Raw genomic sequence first — 20,765 nt, 5'->3', positions numbered from 1 at the left:
CCAACGGGAAGGGCGCTGCGTTCGCGCAGCGCCCTTCGTCGTTCAGATCAACTGCATGTGCCGGGCCAGCGATACCGCTTCGGTGCGGCTACGCGCGCCGAGCTTGGCATTGATGCTGCGCAGGTGGGTGCGCACGGTGGTTTCCGAGACGAACAGCTTCTCGGCCATCTCGTTGTTGCGCATGCCGGTTTCCAGCAACGCCAGCACCTCAATTTCACGCGGCGAGAGGACGACGCTTTCCTGGGACTGCCTGGTGTCACTGGCCAGGGCCTGGCCGAGCTGCGCCATGAAGCGCTCCAGCAGTGGATCGTGGCCGCTGTCGTTGCGCAACAGTGCGCGGTTGGTCTCGCACCAGCGCAGGGCCAGGCGACAGATGTCCGACCCTTCGTCGAGGAACAGGCGACTATAACCCTGGTCGATGGCATGGCGCAGCGGTGCGGCCAGCAGTTCCAGGGCACGCTCGTCATTCTGGTCCAGGTTCAGATGGGCACGCGCCAGGAGGATCTGCAGCTCCAGGCAACGGCGTACCCGGCCATCCTGGCGGGCTACGGCGATGGCCTTCTCCAGTTCGTCCAGTGTGGACGGACCGGGGCGGCCCTCGACGGCGAGGCGGAACTGCATCAGTGCCGGCCAGTCCGCCTCGTGCTGGTGGGCCACCAACTGGCCGGCGCCCTGTTGCCCGGACTGCGCCGTGGCGCGCCGATAGGCATAGTTGGCGCCAGCCATGTCGCCCTGTTTCCAGGCCATCCAGGCGCGGCCCAGCCAGGCGCTGTTGCCAAGCCGCGGGATGTCGTGCACGCAGCTCAAGGCGTCCAGTTCGTCCAGGTACTCGTTGGCCAGGTTCGGCTCCTGGCGCAGCAGGTGAATGCGCGCCATCAGCAGGTGGGCGTAGATCAACTGGTCGGGGGTACCGTTCTCGGCGATCAGCGGCAGGATCTCGCTCAGCAGCTGCTGGCTGCGACCCAACTCGTTGCGCTCGTAGAGGGCGATGGCCAGCGTCACGTCGTTGAGGCTGCGCCCGCCGGTGCGGTACAGCGGATGCGGCGGTGGCCCCGGGGCGTAGTCCGGGGACAGCTGGCCAAGGGCGGTGCTCAGGCGGCCCTGGATCAGGTCGATGGCGGCGCTGAAGCTGTTGGCCATGAGGTGAGTGAAACTGCCTCGCGGACCACCTCCACCGACGACGACGGTCAGGGACTGGGCCAGTGCACGACGGGCCGCGGCGAAGTCGTTGGCGGCGATCTGGCCGTAGATGATGATGTGCAGCATCACCTGCTGATGCAGGGGGTGGGCTTCTTCCAGCAAGTCGCGCTCGCCATCGAGCAGCGCCAGGCTTTCGTGGGTGCGGTCGACCATGGCCAGGCTTACCGCGCGGATGGACTGGCACTCGCGGCGCTGCGCCGGGGCCAGCTCGGCCTCCAGGGACAGGGCGCCGAGGCGCTGCTGCACCTCGCTGTGGCGGCGACCCAGGCCCAGGGCCCAGCCCAGGGTCAGGCTGAGGGTGCGGTGGCCGCGCACGCTGTCCGCCGGTAGCTGGTCGAACCAGCGCAGCAGCAGGCGCGAACGGCCCTGGGCCAGCAGGTCCGGGGATATCTGCTCGATCAGGCGCAGGGCCTGCTCGGCGCAGCCGGCCTGCAGGAAGTGGTTCACCGCGGCCACCGGCTGGCCGTGCAGCGCGTACCACTGCGCCGCGCGGCGGTGGATGTCGCGGTGACGTTCGGCGCCGGTGCCGCCCTTGAGGATGTCGGCGAACAGGCCGTGATAGCGGTAGCGTTCGCGGCCCGGGTCGACCCGGCTGATGAACAACTGGTGGCGCTCCAGGTAGGCGATACGCTCGCGGCTGTCATGGCGCCCCAGGGCATGGTCGCAGAGCTCGGCATCGAACTCGCCGAGGTTGCTCGAATCGGCGAGGAACTGCTTTACCTCGGCAGTCAGGCCGTCGAGCACATGACGCGAGACCAGCTCGCCCATGGAGGCGCCGCCGGCGCCGATGCGCTGCCGAAGCTGCTCGTCGCTCAACGGGCCGTCGAGGGTGCCGCTGAACAGCCCGAGGAAGGCCGCCCAGCCGCCGCTGCGGCGCTGCAACAAGGCCAGCTGCTGGTCGTTGAGACAATTTCCGGCGCGTTCGCGCAGCAGCCGACGGGTTTCCTCGGGGCTGAAGCTGAGCTGGTGCGCGGTGATCTCCAGCACCGCGCCCTTGGCGCGCAGCCGTGGCACGCCGATGGCCGGGATGCTGCGCGAACCGATGACGATTTCGCTGTCGCTGCCCAGGCGCTTGAGCAGCTCGCGCATGAAGCTGAGCACGCCCTCGTTGACTATCACCTCGAACTCGTCGAGGAACAGGCAGAAGGGCGTCGCCAGCAGCACGCTTTCCAGACGCTCGACGGGGTTGTGGCCGACGTCTTCGGCCGGCTCGCGAGCGAACACCTGATCCAGGCGGCGAGCGAAGTGCTCGATGTCGTTGTCGTGTTCGGACAATGTCAGCCAGTGGCACTCGCGGCGTTCCCGGCGCGCGGCGAAGAACTGCCGGAGCAGGGTGGTCTTGCCGTAGCCCATTGGCGCGTGGACCAGCGTCAGCGTGCGTGGAACCTGGTTGAAGCGTTCCAGCAGTTGTTCGCGGGGGAGCACGCAGGGCTGGTCCCCGCGTGAGTGGGCGCGAAAGGTCGCGAGATTGGTTACATCCGTCTGCAGTGGGCGGATGGCAGAGGTCTTGTTGTTGATCATTGGGCCCCCTTGCCGAAGTGCGAATGGGCAATGCGCGGCGGGTGCCGCGCGGATGCCTCAGTTCATGTGCTTTTCCAGGGTCTCGTACTGCATCAGGATGCAGTGCTCCAGGCCCGAGTAGACGACGTCGATCTCGTCCAACGCGCCGGTTCGCAGGCCCTTGTAGCAGTACTCGGCGGCGACGAAGTCCTCGTTGCCGAAGACCCCGAGAACGGTTTCGTAGGAAGTCTTGTAGAGCGCCTCGGACTTGGGGTTGTCCGGCTTGTTCAGGGTGAGCATGTGGTACATCACCCGGGTTTTCCCGGCCGCCACCGGCACCACGATCATCACGCTCATGTAGTAGGGGCTGGTGATGATCACGGTGTTGGGGAACAGCAGGTAGGCGTGGGTGATGGTCTTGTGGATGTTCTTCTCATTCTCCAGGCCGCCGGGGGCGAACTCCACCTTGCCGGATACCTGGCGGATGTGATCGCCGATGCGTGTGACCACTGTCGGCACGTCGGCGAACAGCGGGCCCACCGAGTTGGCGTGCAGGCGTTGCACGTGGTAGCCCTCGAGGAACGGTTCGATGACCTGCTTCCAGTTGGAGTCGAGGTCGAACTGCTTGTGCCCGTAGAGATGCTGCTGGCCCAGTTGCAGGGCGTCGAGGTCGGCGACGATCGCGTCGTCGATCAGGCTGAAGTCAGCTTCGGCGTCGCGGTCGAGGATGGCCCAGACGATACCGCCGGCCTCCTTGCTGGGCAGTTCCACCAGGTTGCGCTTCTGCTTGTCCAGGCAGTCGAAGGTCTCGCCACGGGCGACCCCGGCCAGGCTACCGTCCAGGCGCCAGGACCAGGCGTGGTAGGGGCAGGTGATGCGCGCGCCTTTCTGCGCCTCGCAGCCGGTCACCAGCGTCGAGCCCTTGTGCATGCAGGCGTTGATGAACACATGGACCTTGCCATGCTGGTCGCGCGAGACGATCAGCGGCACCCCGTAGGCGTCGTGGGGCAGCAGGCTACCGGTGTCGGGCACCATGGCCGAGGGGGTGATGGCCACCGGCAGGCGGCGGAACACTTGGCTCTGCTCGCGCTGGAAGACGTCGTCGTCGAGGAACATGGCCACCGGGCGGGTGGCGCGGATGGCCTCGCAGGCGGCTTCGTCATGGGAGGGGATGGCGCGGATGGCCTCGATCTGGCTGGCGGTCAGGTCGCCCAGCTGCTGGTAGCGAATCGGGGTTTCGGTGCTCATCGTGGGTTCCTTCTGATTGTTGTTCTACTGGTTCGAGGAATTAACTAACGACGTTAGATTATGGCTCGCAATCGGTATTTGCAAGTCACCGCTGGGCGCCTCGCCGGCCGATGGCGGAATCGTCGGAAGCGACGAAGGCGCGCGCGTTGGCCGACGCTAGCATGCGAACCGTCAGCCTCCCGTGGGGAGGCCCATTCACGCATTGGAACGGAGTCGACGGTGACAGACGCATACCTCTACGACCACGTCCGCACGCCCCGTGGCAAGGGACGGATGGATGGAGCCCTGGCTCAAATCACCCCCGTGCAACTGGCTGCGCAGACGCTGATGGCGCTGCGCGAGCGCAACCGCCTGGACACTGCCCAGGTGGACGACGTCATCCTGGGCTGCGTCGCACCCATCGGTGAGCAGGGCGCCAACCTCGGGCGCCTGGCGGCGATCGTCGCCGACTACGCCGAGGGCGTGCCCGGGCAGCAGATCAACCGGTTCTGCGCCTCGGCACTGGAGGCGGTCAACCTGGGCGCCGCACTGGTTTCCAGCGGCCAGGCCGACGCCATCGTCGCCGGCGGTGTGGAGTCGATGTCGCGCACCCCCATGGGCGGCGACGGCGGTCCCTGGTACGCGGACCCGCAGACCAACTGGAAGTCTTACTACACCCCGCAGGGGGTAGGCGCCGACCTGATCGCCACCCTCGACGGCTACAGCCGCGAGGACGTCGACGCTTTCGCCGTGGAAAGCCAGCGCCGCGCCGCCCATGCCTGGAACGAAGGCTACTTCGCCAACTCGGTTGTGCCGGTGCGCGATGTGATCGGCGAGGTGGTGCTGGCCCATGACGAGTACATGCGCCCCGGCACCCGCCTGGAGGACCTGGCGCGGCTGAAGGCCGCCTTCACCGCGATGGGCGAGTCCGGTTACGACGCCCTGGCCCTGCAGCGCTATCCGCAGGTGGAGCAGATCCGCCACGTGCACACCGGCGGCAACTCCTCGGGCATCGTCGACGGCGCCAGCGCGGTGCTCATCGGCAGCCGCGAGTTCGGCCGGCGCAACGGCCTGCAGCCGCGTGGCCGGGTGCTCGGCTTCCAGTCCATCGGCAGCGAACCGACCATCATGCTCACTGGTCCCGCACCCTGCAGCGCCAAGTTGCTGCAGCGACTGGGACTGGGCTTCGACGACATCGACCTGTTCGAGGTGAACGAGGCCTTCGCTTCGGTGGTGCTGCGCTTCATGCGCGAGACCGGAGTCGGTCACGAGCGGGTCAACGTCAACGGCGGCTCCATCGCCCTCGGCCACCCCCTGGGCGCGACCGGCGCCATGCTGGTGGGCACGGCCCTGGACGAACTGGAGCGGCGCGGCGGCAAGCGCGCGCTGATCACCCTGTGTGCGGCAGCCGGCATGGCCACGGCGACCGTCATCGAGCGCATCTGAGGCGGAGTGGACATGCAAACCATCAAGTTCGAAATCGAAGACGGCGTTGCCCTGGTCGGCATCGACGTACCCGGGCGCAGCCTGAACATCCTCACCCCGCAACTGCAGCGCGAGCTGGACGAACTGTTCGCCCGCCTGGCCGGCGACGACGCGGTCAAGGGCGTGGTCATCCATTCGGCCAAGGCCCGTGGTTTCATCGCCGGTGCCGACCTCATGGAACTGGTCGAAGCCTTCGAGCACGGCACCAGCAAGGTCGAGGCGCGCGAGCAGAGCGCCTACCTGCAAGGCCTCACCCGGCGCATCGAGACCCTCGGTAAGCCGGTGGCCACCGCCATCGGCGGCCTGGCCCTGGGTGGCGGCCTGGAGTTGGCCCTGGGCACTCATTACCGGGTGCTGAGCGAGCGCGCCGATGCCCAGCTCGGCCTGCCCGAGGTCAGCGTCGGCCTGCTGCCCGGCGGTGGTGGCACCCAGCGCCTCCCGCGACTGATCGGTATCGCCCAGGCATTGCCGATGCTGCTCGACGGCAAACCGGTGGGGCCCCAGCGTGCGCTGGAACTGGGCCTGGTCGACGAGCTGGCGGCGCCGGAACAGCTGCTGGCGCGGGCCAAGGCCTGGGTGCTGGCCAACCCCGATGCCCGCCAACCCTGGGACCGCAAGGGCTGGAAGCCCCGTGACCTGGGCAGCCTGGCGTTCCCCCACGGCCCGCTGACCTCGCGCATCCTCCAGGCCCACGTGGCCTCGCGCGGAAATTATCCGGCACCGCTGGCGATCCTATCCTGTGTTGGCGAGGGCATGGTGGTCGACCTCGACACCGGCCTGCGCATCGAACGCAACTACTTCGCCCAACTGCTCACCGGCCCGGTAGCGCGCAACCTGATCCGCACCCAGTTCATCAACAAGGCCGCTGCCGACAAGCTGGTTCGCCGCCCGCAGGGCTTCACCAGCCGCAGCTTCACCCGCATCGGTGTACTCGGCGCCGGCCAGATGGGCGCCGGCATCGCCCGGGTGGCGGCTGTGGCCGGCATCGAGGTGGCATTGCTGGACGCGTCCCTGGAACAGGCGCAGGCCGCCCATGCGCGCCTCGCCGATGAACTGGCGCGCGCCGTGAGCCGTGGCCAACTGGCGGGGGACAAGGCCGAAGCCGCGCTGGCGCGCATCCACCCGACTGCCGACTACGCCGAGCTGGGCGCGGCCGAGCTGGTCATCGAAGCAGTGTTCGAGGACCTGGCGGTCAAGGCCGAGGTCACCGCCCGCGCCGTGTCGGCGATGCCTGCCGACGCCCTGTTCGCCAGCAACACCTCGACCCTGCCGATTTCCCTGCTGGCCGGGCAGTTCCCGCGCCCGGCGGACTTCATCGGCTTGCACTTCTTTTCGCCTGTTGAGCGCATGCCGCTGGTGGAGATCATTCGCGGCCGCGAAACCTCCGATGCGACCCTGGCAGCGGCCATGGACTTCGTCGCCCAGCTGCGCAAGACGCCGATCCTGGTCAACGACAGCCCCGGCTTCTTCACCAGCCGCGTGTTCGGCAGCTTCGTCGACGAGGGCTTCCTGATGCTCGAGGACGGTATCGCCCCTGCGCTGATCGAGCAGGCCGCGCGCCAGGCCGGGATGCCGGTGGGGCCGCTGGCGGTGGCCGATGAGGTATCCCTGGAGCTGCAGCTGAAGGTCAATCGCCAGGCCATCGAGCTGGGCTTCGAAGAGCGCTTCCAGCGCGGTGCCGCCATCGACCTGGTGAAAACCATGGTCAACGAGTTCCACCGTCCGGGGCGGCGCGCCGGTGGCGGTTTCTACGATTACCCGGAGGAGGGCGGCAAGCGGCTCTGGACGGGCCTGGCGCAGCATTGGCCGCAGGCGTCGCAGCAGCCAACGCTGGAGGAACTGCGACTGCGCATCCTGAGCATCCAGGCGCTGGAGTCGGCCCGTTGCGTGGAGGAGGGCGTGATCACCGACGCCGCCGACGCCGACCTCGGCTCGACCCTGGGCATCGGTTTCCCGACCTGGACCGGCGGGGTGCTGTCGTACATCGACACCCTGGGCCTTGCGGCCTTTGTCGAGCAGTGCGACGGCCTCGCCGAACGCTGGGGCGAGCGCTTCCGGCCCTCGGCCTGGCTGCGCCGCCGCGCCGAGACCGGCGAGCGTTTCCATCCGCGCCCGACCCAGGCCGGGAACTGAGGCGCATGAGCGTGGCGGGATTCCCCCTCGACCCTGGCGACGGCGACGCCTTCGCCGCCTCCCAGGACCTGCTGCTGCGCACCTGTGTGGTCGGCGCGGGGGTAATGGGCACCGGCATCGCCTACACCTGTGCCTGCCACGGTCTGCCGGTGCGCCTGAAAGATGTCCGTGCATCCGCCCTGCAGCACTCGCTGCAGGAGATGGAGCGCCTGCTCGCCCGGCGCAGCGATGCCACCGGCGCGGCGGTCCGCGCACAGCTGGACTACCAGGGATTCGAGTGCGCCAGCGTGGTGATCGAGGCGGTAGTCGACAACCTCGGCATCAAGAACAAGGTGCTTGGCGAGGTGGAAGGATTGGTGGCGGAAGACGCGGTGCTGCTGTCCAACACCTCGTCGCTGCGCATCGACGATCTCGCCACCGCTCTGCAGCGCCCGCAGAACTTCGCTGGCATGCACTTCTTCAACCCCGCGCCGGTGATGCCGCTGGTGGAAGTCATCCGCGGCCGCCAGACCAGCGACTACGCAGTACAGACCGCGGTCAAGCAGGCCCTCGCTATGGGCAAGATCCCCATCGTGGTGCGCGACGGCCCGGGCTTCCTGGTCAACCGCATCCTCATGGCCTACATCCACGCCTTTCTGCGGTTGCTGGCCGAGGGGGTCGACTACCAGCGCATCGACCGGGTGACTGAGGCGTTCGGCTGGCCAATGGGCCCGGCCTATCTGGAGGATGTGGTCGGCCTGGATGTCGGTACCCAGTCCTGCGACCTGATCTTCGCCAGTTACCCCGAGCGCATGCCGGCACTGCCGCGCAACGCCTTCCGGGTACTGCTGGACGCCGGCCTCTATGGGCAGAAGGGCGGCGCCGGCTTCTACCTGTACCGGCCCGGCGCCGACGGCCGACCGGAGCGCAGCGTCAACCCACTGGCGCAACGGCTGCTGCGCGAGCGGCTTGCCGCCGAGGAACGGCCCATGGACGAGACGCAGATCATCGACCGCCTGATGTTGCCGATGATTGTCGAATCCGTGCACGCCCTGCAGGAATCGGTGGTGGCCAGCGCCATGGAGCTGGACCGCGCGCTGTCCCTGGGGATCGGCTTTCCGCCACTGCGCGGCGGTGCGCTGCGCTATGCCGACGAACTGGGGGCGGCCGAAGTGCTGGCGCGCTGCGAGCGCTACCGTCACCTGGGCGAAACCTATGAGGCACCGCCGCTGCTGCGCCAACTGGCGCGCGATAACGGACGTTTCCATGCCATCGGCGACGGCCGCTAGCCGTCGCCCGAGATTACCAACCGAAGGACACAGCAGATGACCGAGTCGTACCGCTACATCAGCTACCAGGCCGAGGGTTCGCTCGGCGTGCTGACCCTGAACCTGCCGGACAAGCTCAATGGCCTCAGTGGTCCGATGCAGGCGGAAATCCGCGATGTGCTCGCGCGGCTGCAGGCGCAGCAGGAGGTGCGCGCACTGATCATCACCGGCGCCGGACGGGCCTTTTCAGCAGGTGCCGACCTCGCCGATATCCTTGCCAAGGGCGACGGTCGGGCCCAGGCAGAGCAGACTTACCAGGCCATGGTAGAGCAGTCCAACCCACTGATCCGTGAGTTGCGTGCATCGCCCATTCCGGTGGTGGCAGCGGTCAACGGCATCGCTGCGGGGGCCGGCGCCAGCCTGGCCTGGGCCGCCGATCTGGTGGTAGCCGCCGAGTCGGCCGGCTTTCTCATGCCCTTCATCCCACGCCTGGGCATAGTTCCCGACCTCGGCATGACCTGGATGCTGCCGCGCCTGTGCGGGGAGGCGAGGGCGCGCGGCATGCTGCTGCTGGGCGAACGCCTGGACGCACGTCAGGCTGCCGACTGGGGGCTGATCTGGTCTTGCGTAGCCGACGCCGAGCTGATGGCGGCTGCCCGCGGCTTGGCCGAGCGCCTGGCGGCCATGCCGCGCCATGCCACTGCTGAGCTGAAGGCCTCGCTGGCCAGCGCCACGCGTTCGTCACTGGCCGAGCAGCTGCAGTACGAGGCCGAGCGCCAGCGTGAGCTGATCGCCCACGAGGCCTTCCAGGAAGGGCTCGCGGCCTTCCTCGGCAAGCGTGCACCCGTATTTCCGTGAAGGGAGCGAACGGTGATTGATTAACTATTGATGTTAGGTTTAGCTTAAGGCGCCACAACAACAAAAAGGCGCCTTCCACGGATTCCCGGCGGCGCCACGCGAGTGTCGAAGTTATGCCTACCATTCGTTCTGATGCCGGATCTGCGGGCTTGGCGTCCCAGGATGTATACGCAGTGCTGGCGGACTGCGCAGTCGAGCTGCGGCCACTGGTACGCCCTCGGCTGATTGCGCCACTGCTGGAAAATATCGAACGACAGAAGGTAACCCTGATCCAGGGGCCGGCCGGCAGTGGCAAGTCCGTGCTTCTCGGTCAACTGCTCCAGGCCCTGGGGCCGGGCATGCACTCGGCCCTGTTGTCGCTGGGTGCCGGCCTGGCTCCCGGATCTTCCCTCCGCGCCACCCTGCTGTCGCTGTTCGCCCGACTTTCAGCCATGGGACGCGGGCGTTCGCGCTTCGTGATCTTCATCGACGACGCCGACGAACTGCTGGCCCGCGAGCCCGGTGCCCTGGAGCAGTGCCTGGGCAGCTTGCCGCCCCAGGGCAGGCTGGTCATCGCCAGCCGGCGGCCGTTGCCGGCCTTCCACCGTGGTGTGGTGTCTGAACGCGAGCAGGCGCTGCGTCTCGAAGGCCTGCTGTTCACACTCGACGAACTCAGTGCCGCCTTGGCCCAGGCCGGCCGGCCGCTGAACGCCGCGGCGTTGATGAGTGTCTGGCGCTGCACCGAGGGCTGGCCGGCGGTGGTCGCGCTGCTCTGCGCCAGCGACCCGGGCGATAGTGCGCTGGACGCCGAGCATCTGTTGCAGGAGTGGTTCCAGGAGGAGGTGTTTGCCGCCCTTGAGCCCGGCCTGCTGGCGTTTGCCCAGGACGCCAGTACCGTCGATCCCATGCCCCCCGAGTTGCTCGACCGCGTGCGCGGCCAACCCGGTAGCCAGAACCTGCTGCGCCGGCTGGCGAGCGAGCATGACTTGCTGATCCGCGAGCGCAGCTGCTTTCCCCGGCCCTTGCTGTTCAGCCTACGCCAGCTGATCCGGCGCAACGCCCCCCTGCGCGTGCGTGAGCTGCACCGCGCGGCGCTGGAAACCCTGCTTGATGGACACCGCCCGGAGGTGGCCCTGGAACACGCCTTCCTGATGGGTGACCGGCGCCTGCTATTGCGCTTGTTGGAGCAGCACGAGCAGGTACTGCTGTGCGCCGGTCGCATGCGCTCCCTGGCTCGCTGGTTGCAGGCCCTGGACGCCGAGGGCTGGCTGGACGGGGCACCGCAGCTGCAGCTGACCCTGGCCTGGGCGCTGCTGTTCAGCAATGACCAGGATGCCGCCCTGGGTATCGTTCAGCGTCTACGGCGGATGCCGCTTGCGGTGGAACAGGAGCGTGCTCTGCAAGCGCTGGAGCTGACCTGGCTGATCATGCATGACCGTGTCGAGGCGCTGCGCGAACGCGCCAGACCCTGGTCGGGGGAAGGTGAGGCAAGTCCTTTCGCCCGGGGCATCCATCACTGCACCCTGGCACTTGTGCAACTGATCGGTGGCGAGTTGGAGAGTGCGGAGCAGGGCCTGGCACTGGCTGGTCTGCAGCCCGGTGGCTTCGTCGGCGACTATGCGGCTTCGATCTGCGCCATGGCCGATCTGTTCCGGTCCGAGCCCATGGTCGCCCGCGAGCGGTTGCAACGTCCGCCGCTGCCCGGTTGCAGCAGCGCGCGCGGTAGGCGCGGCAACTCCCTGGTGGCTACCCTGGATGCCCTGGCGCTTTACGAGATGGGGCGCTGCGACGAAGTGCTCGGGTTGCTCGAGCTGCATATGCCGCTGCTGCGCCAGACCGGCTTGCTGGACCAGATCGTCCTCGCCCACAAGCTGCACGCGCGCATTCTCATCGGTCGCGGCGACACCAGTCAGGCGCAGGCGACTCTGGCTGCCCTGGAGTGTCTGGGGCGCGCCAGCAAGTTGCCACGCCTGGTGTTTTGCGCCCGCCTGGAAGGGGTGCGCTGCGCCTTGGTGCGCGGCGACACAGCGTTGGCCAGGGAGCTGTTGCAGGCGCTGCGTGGCGACGAGTGCGCCAGGCTTGTTCGCGAGCTGTACTTCCTGCCTTGCGACGCCGACACCTGGGAACTGATGGACGCCAGGGTACGCCTGGCTGAAGGCGACAGCGGGCAACTGCCAGAGCGCCTGGCCGAGGAGCTCGAGCTCGCCCTCGGCGGCGGACGCCTGCGCCGGGCCCTGAGCGTGCGCATCCTCCTGGCCCTGGCCCTGGAACAGCGCGGCAACGAACACGCGGCGCTGCGTACCATGGAGTCCGCGCTGGAGTTCGCCGAACCGCGCCAGCTGCTGCAGCCGTTTCGCGACGAAGGCCGTGCGGCGTTGGCCCTGGCCCTGCGGGCAAGCCAATCGGCCCCTGCGTGTCGAGCTTTTGCCCAGCTGCTTGCGGAGGGTAGCGGCCTGAAGCTGGCCGACGGCCCGGCTGGCGCGGCGGCCAACCTGACCGCCAAGGAGCTGCAGGTGCTGGCGCTGGTAGCCAGCGGCCAGAGCAACGACGCCCTGGCGGAGAAGCTGTTCGTCTCCGAAAGCACGGTGCGCACCCATCTGCGCAGCATCAACGCCAAGCTCAACGCCCGCAGCCGCCTGGAAGCCCTGGCCATCGCCCGGCGCGACGGACTGATCGCGGTCTGAGGTGGTAGCCCTCGTCGGAAGCGACGGGGCCGGCCGGCCTGGCCGGGCAGGGCGCAACGGCACCTTGATGGTGCGTCCCGTGTCGCTGTCCGGCCCGTGCCGAAGCACAGCGCCTGGGAACCCCAGCGCCGATTCGTCGCTTACGACGATGCCCGCCCCAGGGGCCTCCCCGATACTCGTTGCAGAGCCCGGGAGAAATGCCTGAAAGCCGCTTCCTTGCTGGTCTGGCGGGCTCTTCGGAATGCCATCCACAATCCAAGAATCGAGGCAAGACATGCAGTCACAAGACCTGGACAGCCTGACAGCGGACTACGTCATCGTCGGCGGCGGCAGCGCCGGTTGCGTGCTGGCCAATAGGCTCAGCGAAGGAGGACGGCACCAGGTCATCCTGCTCGAAGCCGGCGGCGAGGCCGACTCCTTCCTGGTACGGATGCCGGCGGGCATGTCGCGGCTGATCGGCAACCCGCGTTTCGACTGGCAGTACCCGAGTGAGCCAGATGCTTCTATCTCCGGCCGCCAGTTCATCTGGTCCGGCGGCCGCCTGCTCGGTGGCAGCAGCTCGATCAATGGCCAGGTCTACATCCGTGGTAGCCGCGCCGACTACGACCACTGGGCCGCCTCCGGCTGCCCTGGCTGGAGCTTCGACGAGTGCCTACCGTACTTCCGTCGTGCCGAGGACTTCGCCGGCCCGGCGCACCCTGCCCATGGCAAGGGTGGGCCACTTTGCGTGTCATTCCAGCGCGATCCGCACCCGTTGTCCGAAGTGTTTGTCCAGGCTTGCTCCAGCGAGGGTCTGCCGTCGCTGGCGGACTACTGCGGGGGCGATCAGCACGGCGCTTTCCTGTCCCTGGCGACACAACGCGACGGCCAGCGCTGCGGCACCGCCCAGGGCTATCTGGCCGCGGCCCGAGAGCGGCCGAACCTGCGCGTGTTCACCGGTTGCCTGGCTCGCCGCGTGCTCTTCGCGGGTCGCCGTGCCGTGGGTGTCGAGGTGCTGCGCGACGGCCGCCTGCTCCGGGTCAACGCCCGCTCCGAAGTGGTGGTGAGTGCCGGCACCGTCGGCTCGCCGGCGCTGCTCATGCGCTCGGGGGTGGGCCCGGCGGAGCACCTGCGCGAGCTGGGCATCCCGGTGGTTGCGGACCTGGCCGGTGTTGGCGCGAACCTTCAGGAGCACGTTGGAGTGGGCATCAACAAGAGGGTCAGCGTGCCGACCTACAACAGCCAGATGGGGCCGCTGGACGTCATGCGCCACCTGGGCAACTACCTGTTGCGCAAGCGCGGGCCCATGGTCACTCCGGCGGTGCAGGCGATGGCTTGCGCCAAGTCTCGTGCGGGGCTGGACGAGCCGGACCTGCAGCTGCACTTCCTGCCGTTGAGCTACGACATGGCGCCCGATGTGCGTTGCGCGGCCCTGGCGGAGATGACCCGCGAGCCGACGGTGATGATCCAGGCCAACGTCTGCCATCCCTTCAGCCGTGGCAACGTCCGCCTGCGTAGCCGCGAGCCCGACGTGCTGCCGCAGGTGTCCCATCAGTTGCTGGGCGACGAGCGTGACCTTCGCACCCTGGTGGACGCCTGCAAGCTCATCGAGCGGCTGTTTGCAGCCGAGCCCCTGAGTCGCTACGTGCAGGCCGACCGCACACCGTCGCCGCGCCCCACAGACGATGCGGGCTGGGCGCAATTCGTTCGCAACAATGCCAACGTCTGCTACCACCCGGTGGGGACCTGCCGTATGGGCAGCGATTCCGCTGCCGTGCTCGACCCTCGCCTGTCGGTGCGAGGCCTGCACGGTCTGCGTGTGGTGGATGCCTCAGTGATGCCGCGTCTGCTCAGCGCCAACACCAACGCGGCGGCAATCATGATCGGCGAACGAGGCAGCGATTTCCTGCTGGCCGACGCCCGCAAAATGGCCGCGTGAGGGAGGAGGGTGACGATGAACGACTACCTCGACCCGCAAGCCCTGGACGCGACAGCCCTGAATGGGCGCCTGGCACAAATGCGCGCAGCGTTCCTGCGCGAATTGCCGGTCTCCTACGAAACCCGCCGCGACCGTATTCGCCGGGCCATCGCCATGACCCTGCGGCACGCCGACGCCTTCGTTGCCGCCTCGCAGGAAGACTTCCCCAACCGCCGCGCCGAGCTGGCGCGCCTGACAGAAGTGTTCATGCCGCTGGACGCCATGCACCACGCCGAACGCAAGCTGGCTGGCTGGATGAAGCCGCAGAAGCGTTCCGCGCCGCTGCCTTTCGCGCTCTTCGGCGCGCGGGCCCAGGTGCAGTACCAGCCTCTGGGTGTGGTCGGCGTGATCGCTCCATGGAACGCCCCGCTGACGCTCCTGCTGCTACCCCTGGCTACCATTCTCGCCGCTGGCAACCGCGCCTTCCTGCGCCCCAGCGACCAGACGCCAGCCTGTGCGGCGGCTATCGACGCGGCGGTGCGCGAGTATTTCGATCCAGACGAGGTGAGTGTGGCCCTTGGCGGCCTGCAGACTTCCCAGGCTTTCTCCTCGCTGCCTCTGGACCACCTGCTGTTCACCGGCAGCACCGGTGTGGGTCGCGCGGTGGCGGCGTCCGCAGCGGACAACCTGACCCCGCTGACCCTGGAACTGGGCGGCAAGTGCCCGGTGTTCGTCCTGGCCGACGCCGACGTGGCCGAAGCCGGCCGCCGCCTGGCCCTGGGCAAGCTGATGAATGGTGGCCAGGGCTGCCTCTGCCCGGACACCGCCTTCGTTCCGGCCACGCTGCAGCAACCGCTGCTACGCGCCATGGACGCGGAAGTGCGGCGCCAGGCGATGGGCGAGGATCTGTGCGGGCTGTTCAGCGCTCGTCATTACGAGCGCCTGCAGGCGATCGTCGACGAAGCGCGACATGCAGGCGCGCGGGTGATCACCCTGGGTGCCGAGGCCTCCGATCCGACGAGCCTGCGCATGGCGCCGACGGTGATCGTCGACCCGGCGCCGGAGCTGCGTGCCAGCCGTGAGGAGCTGTTCGGCCCGGTGCTGGTGCTGCGCAGTTGCGATGAGCCGCAGGCCACCCTGGCCGAGCTGCGCCAGGGCGACAAGCCGCTGGGGCTCTATGTGTTCGCGCGCGACGCTGGCGCCGCGCAGCGGGTGCTGGACGCCAGCTTCTCCGGCGGTGCCACGGTCAACGACACGCTGATGCACCTCTCGGTCAAGGACCTGCCGTTCGGCGGCGTGGGGCACAGCGGCATGGGTGCCTACGGTTTCGGCGTCGAGGGTTTCCGCCGATTCAGCCACGCCCGAGCGGTGTACTGGCAGAGCGGGCCCTTCAGCCTGCTGCGGGCGATGCACCCGCCCTACGGAAAGCTCTACCAGCTGGCGGTGGAGGGCACCCTGCGCCGCCTGGCACGGCGCTACGCCGACGTACTGCCGCGAATGAGCCGTCACGACACGGATTCCGGAATTCCAACGACAAAGCCGATGCAGGAGTAACCCATCCATGCTGCCCGAGAAGAAACTCGACGTCGCGGTGAGCGAGGCCGTCTCGCAACGCCTCGTCACCCACCTGCGGGAAGACACCACCGACCTCGCCGAGCATGACCTGTTCGTACCCGTTGCCGATTTCGTCAGCCCTGAGCGGGCCGCCGCGGAAGTGGCGCTGCTGAAGTCGCTGCCGACCGTGGTCGCACATGCTTCGGAGATTCGCAACAACGGTGACTTCCTCACCCGCGAAATCCTCGACATGCCGCTGTTGATCGTGCGCCAGACCGACGGCCGGGCGCAGGTCTACCTGAACATGTGCCGCCATCGCGGTGGGCGGGTGGAACAGGCCGCAACCGGCAACAAGCGCGTGTTCATGTGCCAGTACCACGGCTGGTCCTACGACCGCGACGGCGGCGGGCTGCGTACCGTGCCTTACGAGTCGTCGTTCGAGAAGATCGAACGCGGCTGCAACAGCTTGATCGCGTTCCCCACCGAGGAGCGTCACGGCCTGGTCTTCGCCGTGCTCTCGCAAACGCCGGCGCCGGCTCTGGCCGATTACCTGGGCGACGCGGTGGATGAGCAGATGGCACCCTGGCAGCTGGATGCCTCGAGCGTGGTGCTCGACAAGACCTTTGTCATGGACATCAACTGGAAGCTGATCATGGATGGCGCCATCGACATCATCCACCCACGCTTCCTACACCCGGGCGGCGTCGGCGACCTGATCGAATCCAACGTCGGTGTGTTCAAGGACTACGGCCGCCACTGCCAGCACTTCGGTGCGCGCACCAAGCTCAAGGCGCTGGCGAAATCCGAGGCAACGGTGAGTGGTGGCTCCAAGTACATCGGATCGAACCTGGTCATCTACCCCAACTCGATGATGATCGCCGCGCCTGAACACGTGGAGTTCTGGACAGTCTGGCCTTGCGTCGGTCACCCGGGACGCTCGCTGACCCACCTGCGCTTCCTGGTGCGCGATGCCATCCTCGACGACGCCCTGCTGGCGCGGGTCAACAAGAGCTGGGAGATCCTCCAGCGCGCCGCTACCGAGGAAGACTGGCCGATGGAACGGTTCATCCAGCAGAACGCCGAGGCCTGGCCCCACGGCACCTACCGCTACGGCCGCAGCGAGGTGGCCTGCGCGCACCTGCACCGACAACTGCAGAGCGACCTCGACGAGGCGGCGCGCAAAGCCTGACGCGGCCTGCCTTGCGTGCGTCGACCACAACAATAACGAGGAAAGACCTGATGTCCGGTTATGACTTTCTGAATGGGGTGCGCGTACTGGAAGTCGCGCAGCTCGGCCCCTCGAGTCTGGGCGGCTACCTTGCCGACATGGGCGCCGAGGTGATCAAGGTGGAGGGTGCTGACGGCGACCCGGTGCGGCGCAGCGGCCAGTATGCAGTGGGCGCCCCCGATGGCCTGAGCTTCCTGCACCTGCGCTGGAACCGCGGCAAGCGCAGCCTGGGGCTGAACCTCAAGCACCCCGAGGGTGCAGCCATCTTTCGCCAGCTGGCGTCGCAGGCCGATGTGGTGATCGAAGGCATGCGCGCCGGCGTGCTGGAGCGCCTGGGCCTGGGCTACAAGGCATTGCGCGAGCTGAATCCGCGGCTGGTGTTCTGCTCCATTTCCGGTCTGGGCAGCAGCGGGCCCTATCACACCCAGGGCTCCCACGGGCCGTCGTTCGACGCCTTCGGCGCGTTGTCCTCGGCCAACCCATACGCGCTACCGCCGGAGCAGCAGGCCGAGGCCGGCGCGGTGCCGGTCGGCATGCACGCCATGGGGCTCAACGGGGCGCTCGGCACGTTGTCGGCGCTGCTTCGCGCGCAGCGCACCGGACAGGGCGCCTACATCGAAGTCAGTGGCGCGGAGTCCGCCGCGCACTGGCTGCCCGACGCCGCCAATAGCCGGCTCAACGCCGAGGTGCTGCATGAGCGCCCGGGTTTTCTCAACAGCCAGAAGCGCATGGCGGGCTGGCCGCGCCTGAGCGCCTACCGCACCCGTGATGGCCGCGGCATCTTCTTCCAGGGCCTGTTCCCGAAATTCTGGAACCGCTTCTGCGAGGTCGTCGAGCGTCCGGACCTGCCGTTGATCTACCAGCAGGTAGCAGACTCCGGTGCCGCCGACGAGGCAGTGCAGGCCGCGCTGGCCGAGTTGTTCGCCAGCCGCGACTACGCCGACTGGATGGCCCTGTTCGTGGAGCATGACATTCCCGCCGGCCCGGCCAACAGCGCCGACACCCTCGTGCAGGACCCGCATTTCCTTGCCCGAGACAACGTGTACGAGGTGGAGCAGCCCGGCGCGGGCCGCCTGCGCCTGTCGTCCTCGCCGGTCAAGACCACCGGCCAGTCCTTCGCTCCTGCCGCTGCGCCCGAGCAATGGCAGGATTCCGCAGCGCTGCTGCGCGAATGCCTGGGGCTGGACGACGAAACCCTGGCGCGGCTGCGCAACAGCGAAGCCATCTACCTGCAACCAGCCGACTGACCGAGCGGGATACACGACATGCAGAACTTGAATGAAACCCTGCGCTACTGGGCCCGCCGCTGGCCCGAGCGCCTGGCCCTGCGCGGCCATGGTGGCGACCTCAGCTGGGGTGAGCTAGACCGTGGCAGCGACAGCATCGCCGCCGGCCTGCTCGCCTGCGGCGTGCGCCAAGGCGACCGCATCGGCATCCTGATGCACAACCGCAACGAGTTCATCGAAACCCTGCTCGGTGCCTGGAAGCTCGGCGTGGCGGTGACTCTGCTCAACGTCCGCTTCACCGCCCGGGAGATGCTCTACCCGGTGCTCGACGCTGGCCTCTCGCTGGTCGTCACCGAGGCACAGCTGAGCGGCATCCTCACCGAAGCGCGCGAGGCGGTACCCGGATTGCGTGTGTTCTCGGTGGATGTGGCGCCCGGTGCGCGCCCGCTGGACGAGCTGCGCCGGCCGCCGGAAGAGCTGCCGGAAGTGCAGGTGAAGCCTGAGGATATCGCCCTCGTCTGCTACACGTCCGGCACTACCGGGGTACCCAAGGGCGCCATGATCAGCCACGCCAACCTGATGGCCTCGAGCCTGGCACGGGTGATCCCTTGCGGCATCACCCACGCGGACAAACTGCTGATCTCGCTGCCGCTGGCCTACACCGGCGGCATGTGCAACTACATCCGCGACGGCCTGTTCCCCGGCTCGACGACTGTGCTGGCATCCAGCTTCGACACCGACGAGCTGATGCAACTGATCACCCGCGAGCGGATCAACACCTGGACCGTGGTGCCGGTACTGCTGGAACGCATGCGCCAGCACCCGGCCTTCGCCGAAATGGATTTTTCCAGCCTGCGCAACCTGGTGGCCGGTGGCGCGCCGGTAAGCCCGTTCCTGCTGCAATCGTGGCAGGACGCGGGGGTGTCCATTACCCAGGGCTATGGCCTGACTGAGGTGTCCGGCGGCTTCGCTACCTTGCTGTTCCATGACGAGGCACAGCGCAAGTTCGGCTCAGCCGGGCGCGCGGTGATGCAGGCTGAAGTCCGTGTGCTTAACGCCCAGGGCGAGCCCGCGGCATTCGGCGAGGTGGGGGAAATCTGTGTGGCCGGGCCCATCGTCATGGAGGGCTACCTGAACAAGCCGGAGGAAACCGCGGCCATCCGCAAAGGCCGCTGGCTGCTGACCGGCGACACCGGGCGGATGGACGAGGAGGGCTTCCTCACCATCGTCGACCGCAGCAAGGACATGCTGATATCCGGTGGCCTCAACGTCTATCCGGCGGAGTTGGAGCACGCGCTGGCCGATGTCCTTGGCAGCGGCGAGTTCGCCATCATCGGTGTTCCCGACGAGCGCTGGGGCGAAGTCCCGATGATCGTTGCCCATGGCGGTCAGGTGGACCTCGAACTGCTCAAGGCGCGCTGCCTGGAGCAACTGGCGGACTACAAGCGCCCGCGTTTCCTGGTGCAACTGGATACGCCGCTGCCGCGCACCTATTCCGGTAAGGTGCTCAAGCGCGAGCTGCGCCAGCAGTTCAGCAGCGTGCCACTGCACGCGGTGAGCCTGAAGGAAGCGCGCTAGTCCAATCGAAGGAGGAACACATCTATGTATTGCGATTCATCCACCCCGGCACTGCGCGGCACCTCACTGGCCGGCAGTCGCGGAGTCAGCCTGGCCGCCGACATCGCCGGCGGCACCGGGCAGGACAGCGTGATCCTGCTCCACGGCGGCGGCCAGACCCGCCACTCCTGGGGCAAGGCTGCGGCCGACCTGGCCAGTGCCGGCTACCACGTGATCTCTCTGGACCTGCGTGGCCATGGCGACAGCGACTGGGCCCCGGATGCCGACTACACCCTGGAAGCCTTTGTCGGCGACCTGCACGCGGTCATCGCGACCCTCGACAGTCCGCCGGTGATCATCGGCGCGTCCCTGGGCGGAGCCACCGCCCTGGTGACCGTCGGAGAGGCCGAAGCCGGCCTGGTCCGAGCGCTGGTGCTGGTGGATGTGGTGCCGCGTATGTCCACTGCCGGGGTGGAGCAGATCCGCAATTTCATGCAGGGCAATATGGACGGATTCGGCTCGGTCGACGAGGCCGCCGAGGCGGTCGCGCGCTACCTGCCCAACCGGCCGCGGCCCAGCTCCAGCGAGGGCTTGCTGAAGAACCTGCGCGAGGGGGCTGACGGTCGGCTCTACTGGCACTGGGACCCCGCCTTCCAGGTGGGCGAGCGGCGCATCGACTCCAGCGTAATGACCCAACGCATGGAAGCGGCTGCCCGCCGGGTGCAAGTACCAACATTGCTGGTGCGTGGCAAGCAGAGCGACGTGGTCAGCCACGAGGGGGCCGGCGAGCTGCTGGCGCTGATCCCCCACGCCCGTTGCGTCGACGTAGAGGGTGCCGGCCACATGGTGGCCGGCGACCGCAACGATATTTTCAACTCGGCCATCCTGGCCTTCCTCGACAGCCTGGAATTGCCGGTATAAACCCGCCCTCATCGGTTCCGACAGGGAAAATCGTCGGAACCGATGAGGAAGCCATCTTCGCCCCTGCCG

The 20,765-nt window shown here is 67.8% G+C and carries 13 protein-coding genes; 11 read left to right on the top strand and 2 right to left on the bottom strand.

The window, feature by feature from the left end; translation table 11 throughout:
• Positions 1-42: 42 nt before the first annotated feature.
• Positions 43-2,721: a LuxR C-terminal-related transcriptional regulator gene (locus J7302_RS11515; protein WP_215374083.1), complete on the bottom strand. Its 2,679-nt coding sequence runs from the start codon at positions 2,719-2,721 to the stop codon at positions 43-45.
• Positions 2,722-2,778: 57 nt separating this feature from the next.
• Positions 2,779-3,948 (bottom strand): aromatic ring-hydroxylating oxygenase subunit alpha, encoded by a 1,170-nt coding sequence (locus J7302_RS11510; protein ID WP_215374080.1) that lies wholly within the window; start codon positions 3,946-3,948, stop codon positions 2,779-2,781.
• A 219-nt stretch (positions 3,949-4,167) separates the two neighbouring features.
• Between J7302_RS11510 and J7302_RS11505 the strand changes: the two genes are divergently transcribed.
• The 11 genes from J7302_RS11505 (at position 4,168) to J7302_RS11455 (ending at position 20,696) form a co-directional block, all read left to right on the top strand.
• On the top strand, positions 4,168-5,373 hold the full coding sequence (locus J7302_RS11505; protein ID WP_215374076.1) for an acetyl-CoA C-acetyltransferase: 1,206 nt from the start codon (positions 4,168-4,170) through the stop codon (positions 5,371-5,373).
• A 12-nt stretch (positions 5,374-5,385) separates the two neighbouring features.
• A complete protein-coding gene (locus J7302_RS11500; protein WP_215374072.1) occupies positions 5,386-7,545 on the top strand; it encodes a 3-hydroxyacyl-CoA dehydrogenase NAD-binding domain-containing protein in 2,160 nt (719 codons plus the stop codon).
• Positions 7,546-7,550: 5 nt separating this feature from the next.
• Complete coding sequence (locus J7302_RS11495) at positions 7,551-8,813, top strand: 3-hydroxyacyl-CoA dehydrogenase NAD-binding domain-containing protein (RefSeq protein ID WP_215374068.1); 1,263 nt, start codon at positions 7,551-7,553, stop codon at positions 8,811-8,813.
• A 36-nt stretch (positions 8,814-8,849) separates the two neighbouring features.
• The gene (locus J7302_RS11490) at positions 8,850-9,650 is read left to right on the top strand and encodes an enoyl-CoA hydratase-related protein (protein WP_215374064.1); all 801 of its coding nucleotides are present in this window, start codon (positions 8,850-8,852) and stop codon (positions 9,648-9,650) included.
• A gap of 113 nt (positions 9,651-9,763) precedes the next feature.
• Positions 9,764-12,313, top strand: a complete 2,550-nt coding sequence (locus tag J7302_RS11485) for a LuxR C-terminal-related transcriptional regulator (protein WP_215374061.1) — start codon at positions 9,764-9,766, stop codon at positions 12,311-12,313.
• Between the two features lie 274 nt (positions 12,314-12,587).
• Positions 12,588-14,231 (top strand): GMC family oxidoreductase, encoded by a 1,644-nt coding sequence (locus J7302_RS11480; RefSeq protein WP_215374058.1) that lies wholly within the window; start codon positions 12,588-12,590, stop codon positions 14,229-14,231.
• A 15-nt stretch (positions 14,232-14,246) separates the two neighbouring features.
• Positions 14,247-15,764 (top strand): aldehyde dehydrogenase family protein, encoded by a 1,518-nt coding sequence (locus tag J7302_RS11475; RefSeq protein WP_215374055.1) that lies wholly within the window; start codon positions 14,247-14,249, stop codon positions 15,762-15,764.
• 7 nt (positions 15,765-15,771) lie between these two features.
• Positions 15,772-16,953, top strand: coding sequence for an aromatic ring-hydroxylating oxygenase subunit alpha (locus J7302_RS11470; protein WP_215374050.1), 1,182 nt, complete (start codon positions 15,772-15,774; stop codon positions 16,951-16,953).
• A gap of 50 nt (positions 16,954-17,003) precedes the next feature.
• Positions 17,004-18,239 (top strand): CaiB/BaiF CoA transferase family protein, encoded by a 1,236-nt coding sequence (locus J7302_RS11465; protein WP_215374047.1) that lies wholly within the window; start codon positions 17,004-17,006, stop codon positions 18,237-18,239.
• Positions 18,240-18,257: 18 nt separating this feature from the next.
• Complete coding sequence (locus tag J7302_RS11460) at positions 18,258-19,796, top strand: class I adenylate-forming enzyme family protein (protein ID WP_215374045.1); 1,539 nt, start codon at positions 18,258-18,260, stop codon at positions 19,794-19,796.
• A gap of 24 nt (positions 19,797-19,820) precedes the next feature.
• Positions 19,821-20,696 (top strand): alpha/beta fold hydrolase, encoded by an 876-nt coding sequence (locus tag J7302_RS11455; protein WP_215374042.1) that lies wholly within the window; start codon positions 19,821-19,823, stop codon positions 20,694-20,696.
• Positions 20,697-20,765: the final 69 nt, after the last annotated feature.

This window comes from Metapseudomonas boanensis (assembly GCF_018704125.1).
Taxonomy (GTDB): domain Bacteria; phylum Pseudomonadota; class Gammaproteobacteria; order Pseudomonadales; family Pseudomonadaceae; genus Metapseudomonas; species Metapseudomonas boanensis.
This window is presented reverse-complemented; position numbering and strand designations above follow the sequence as displayed.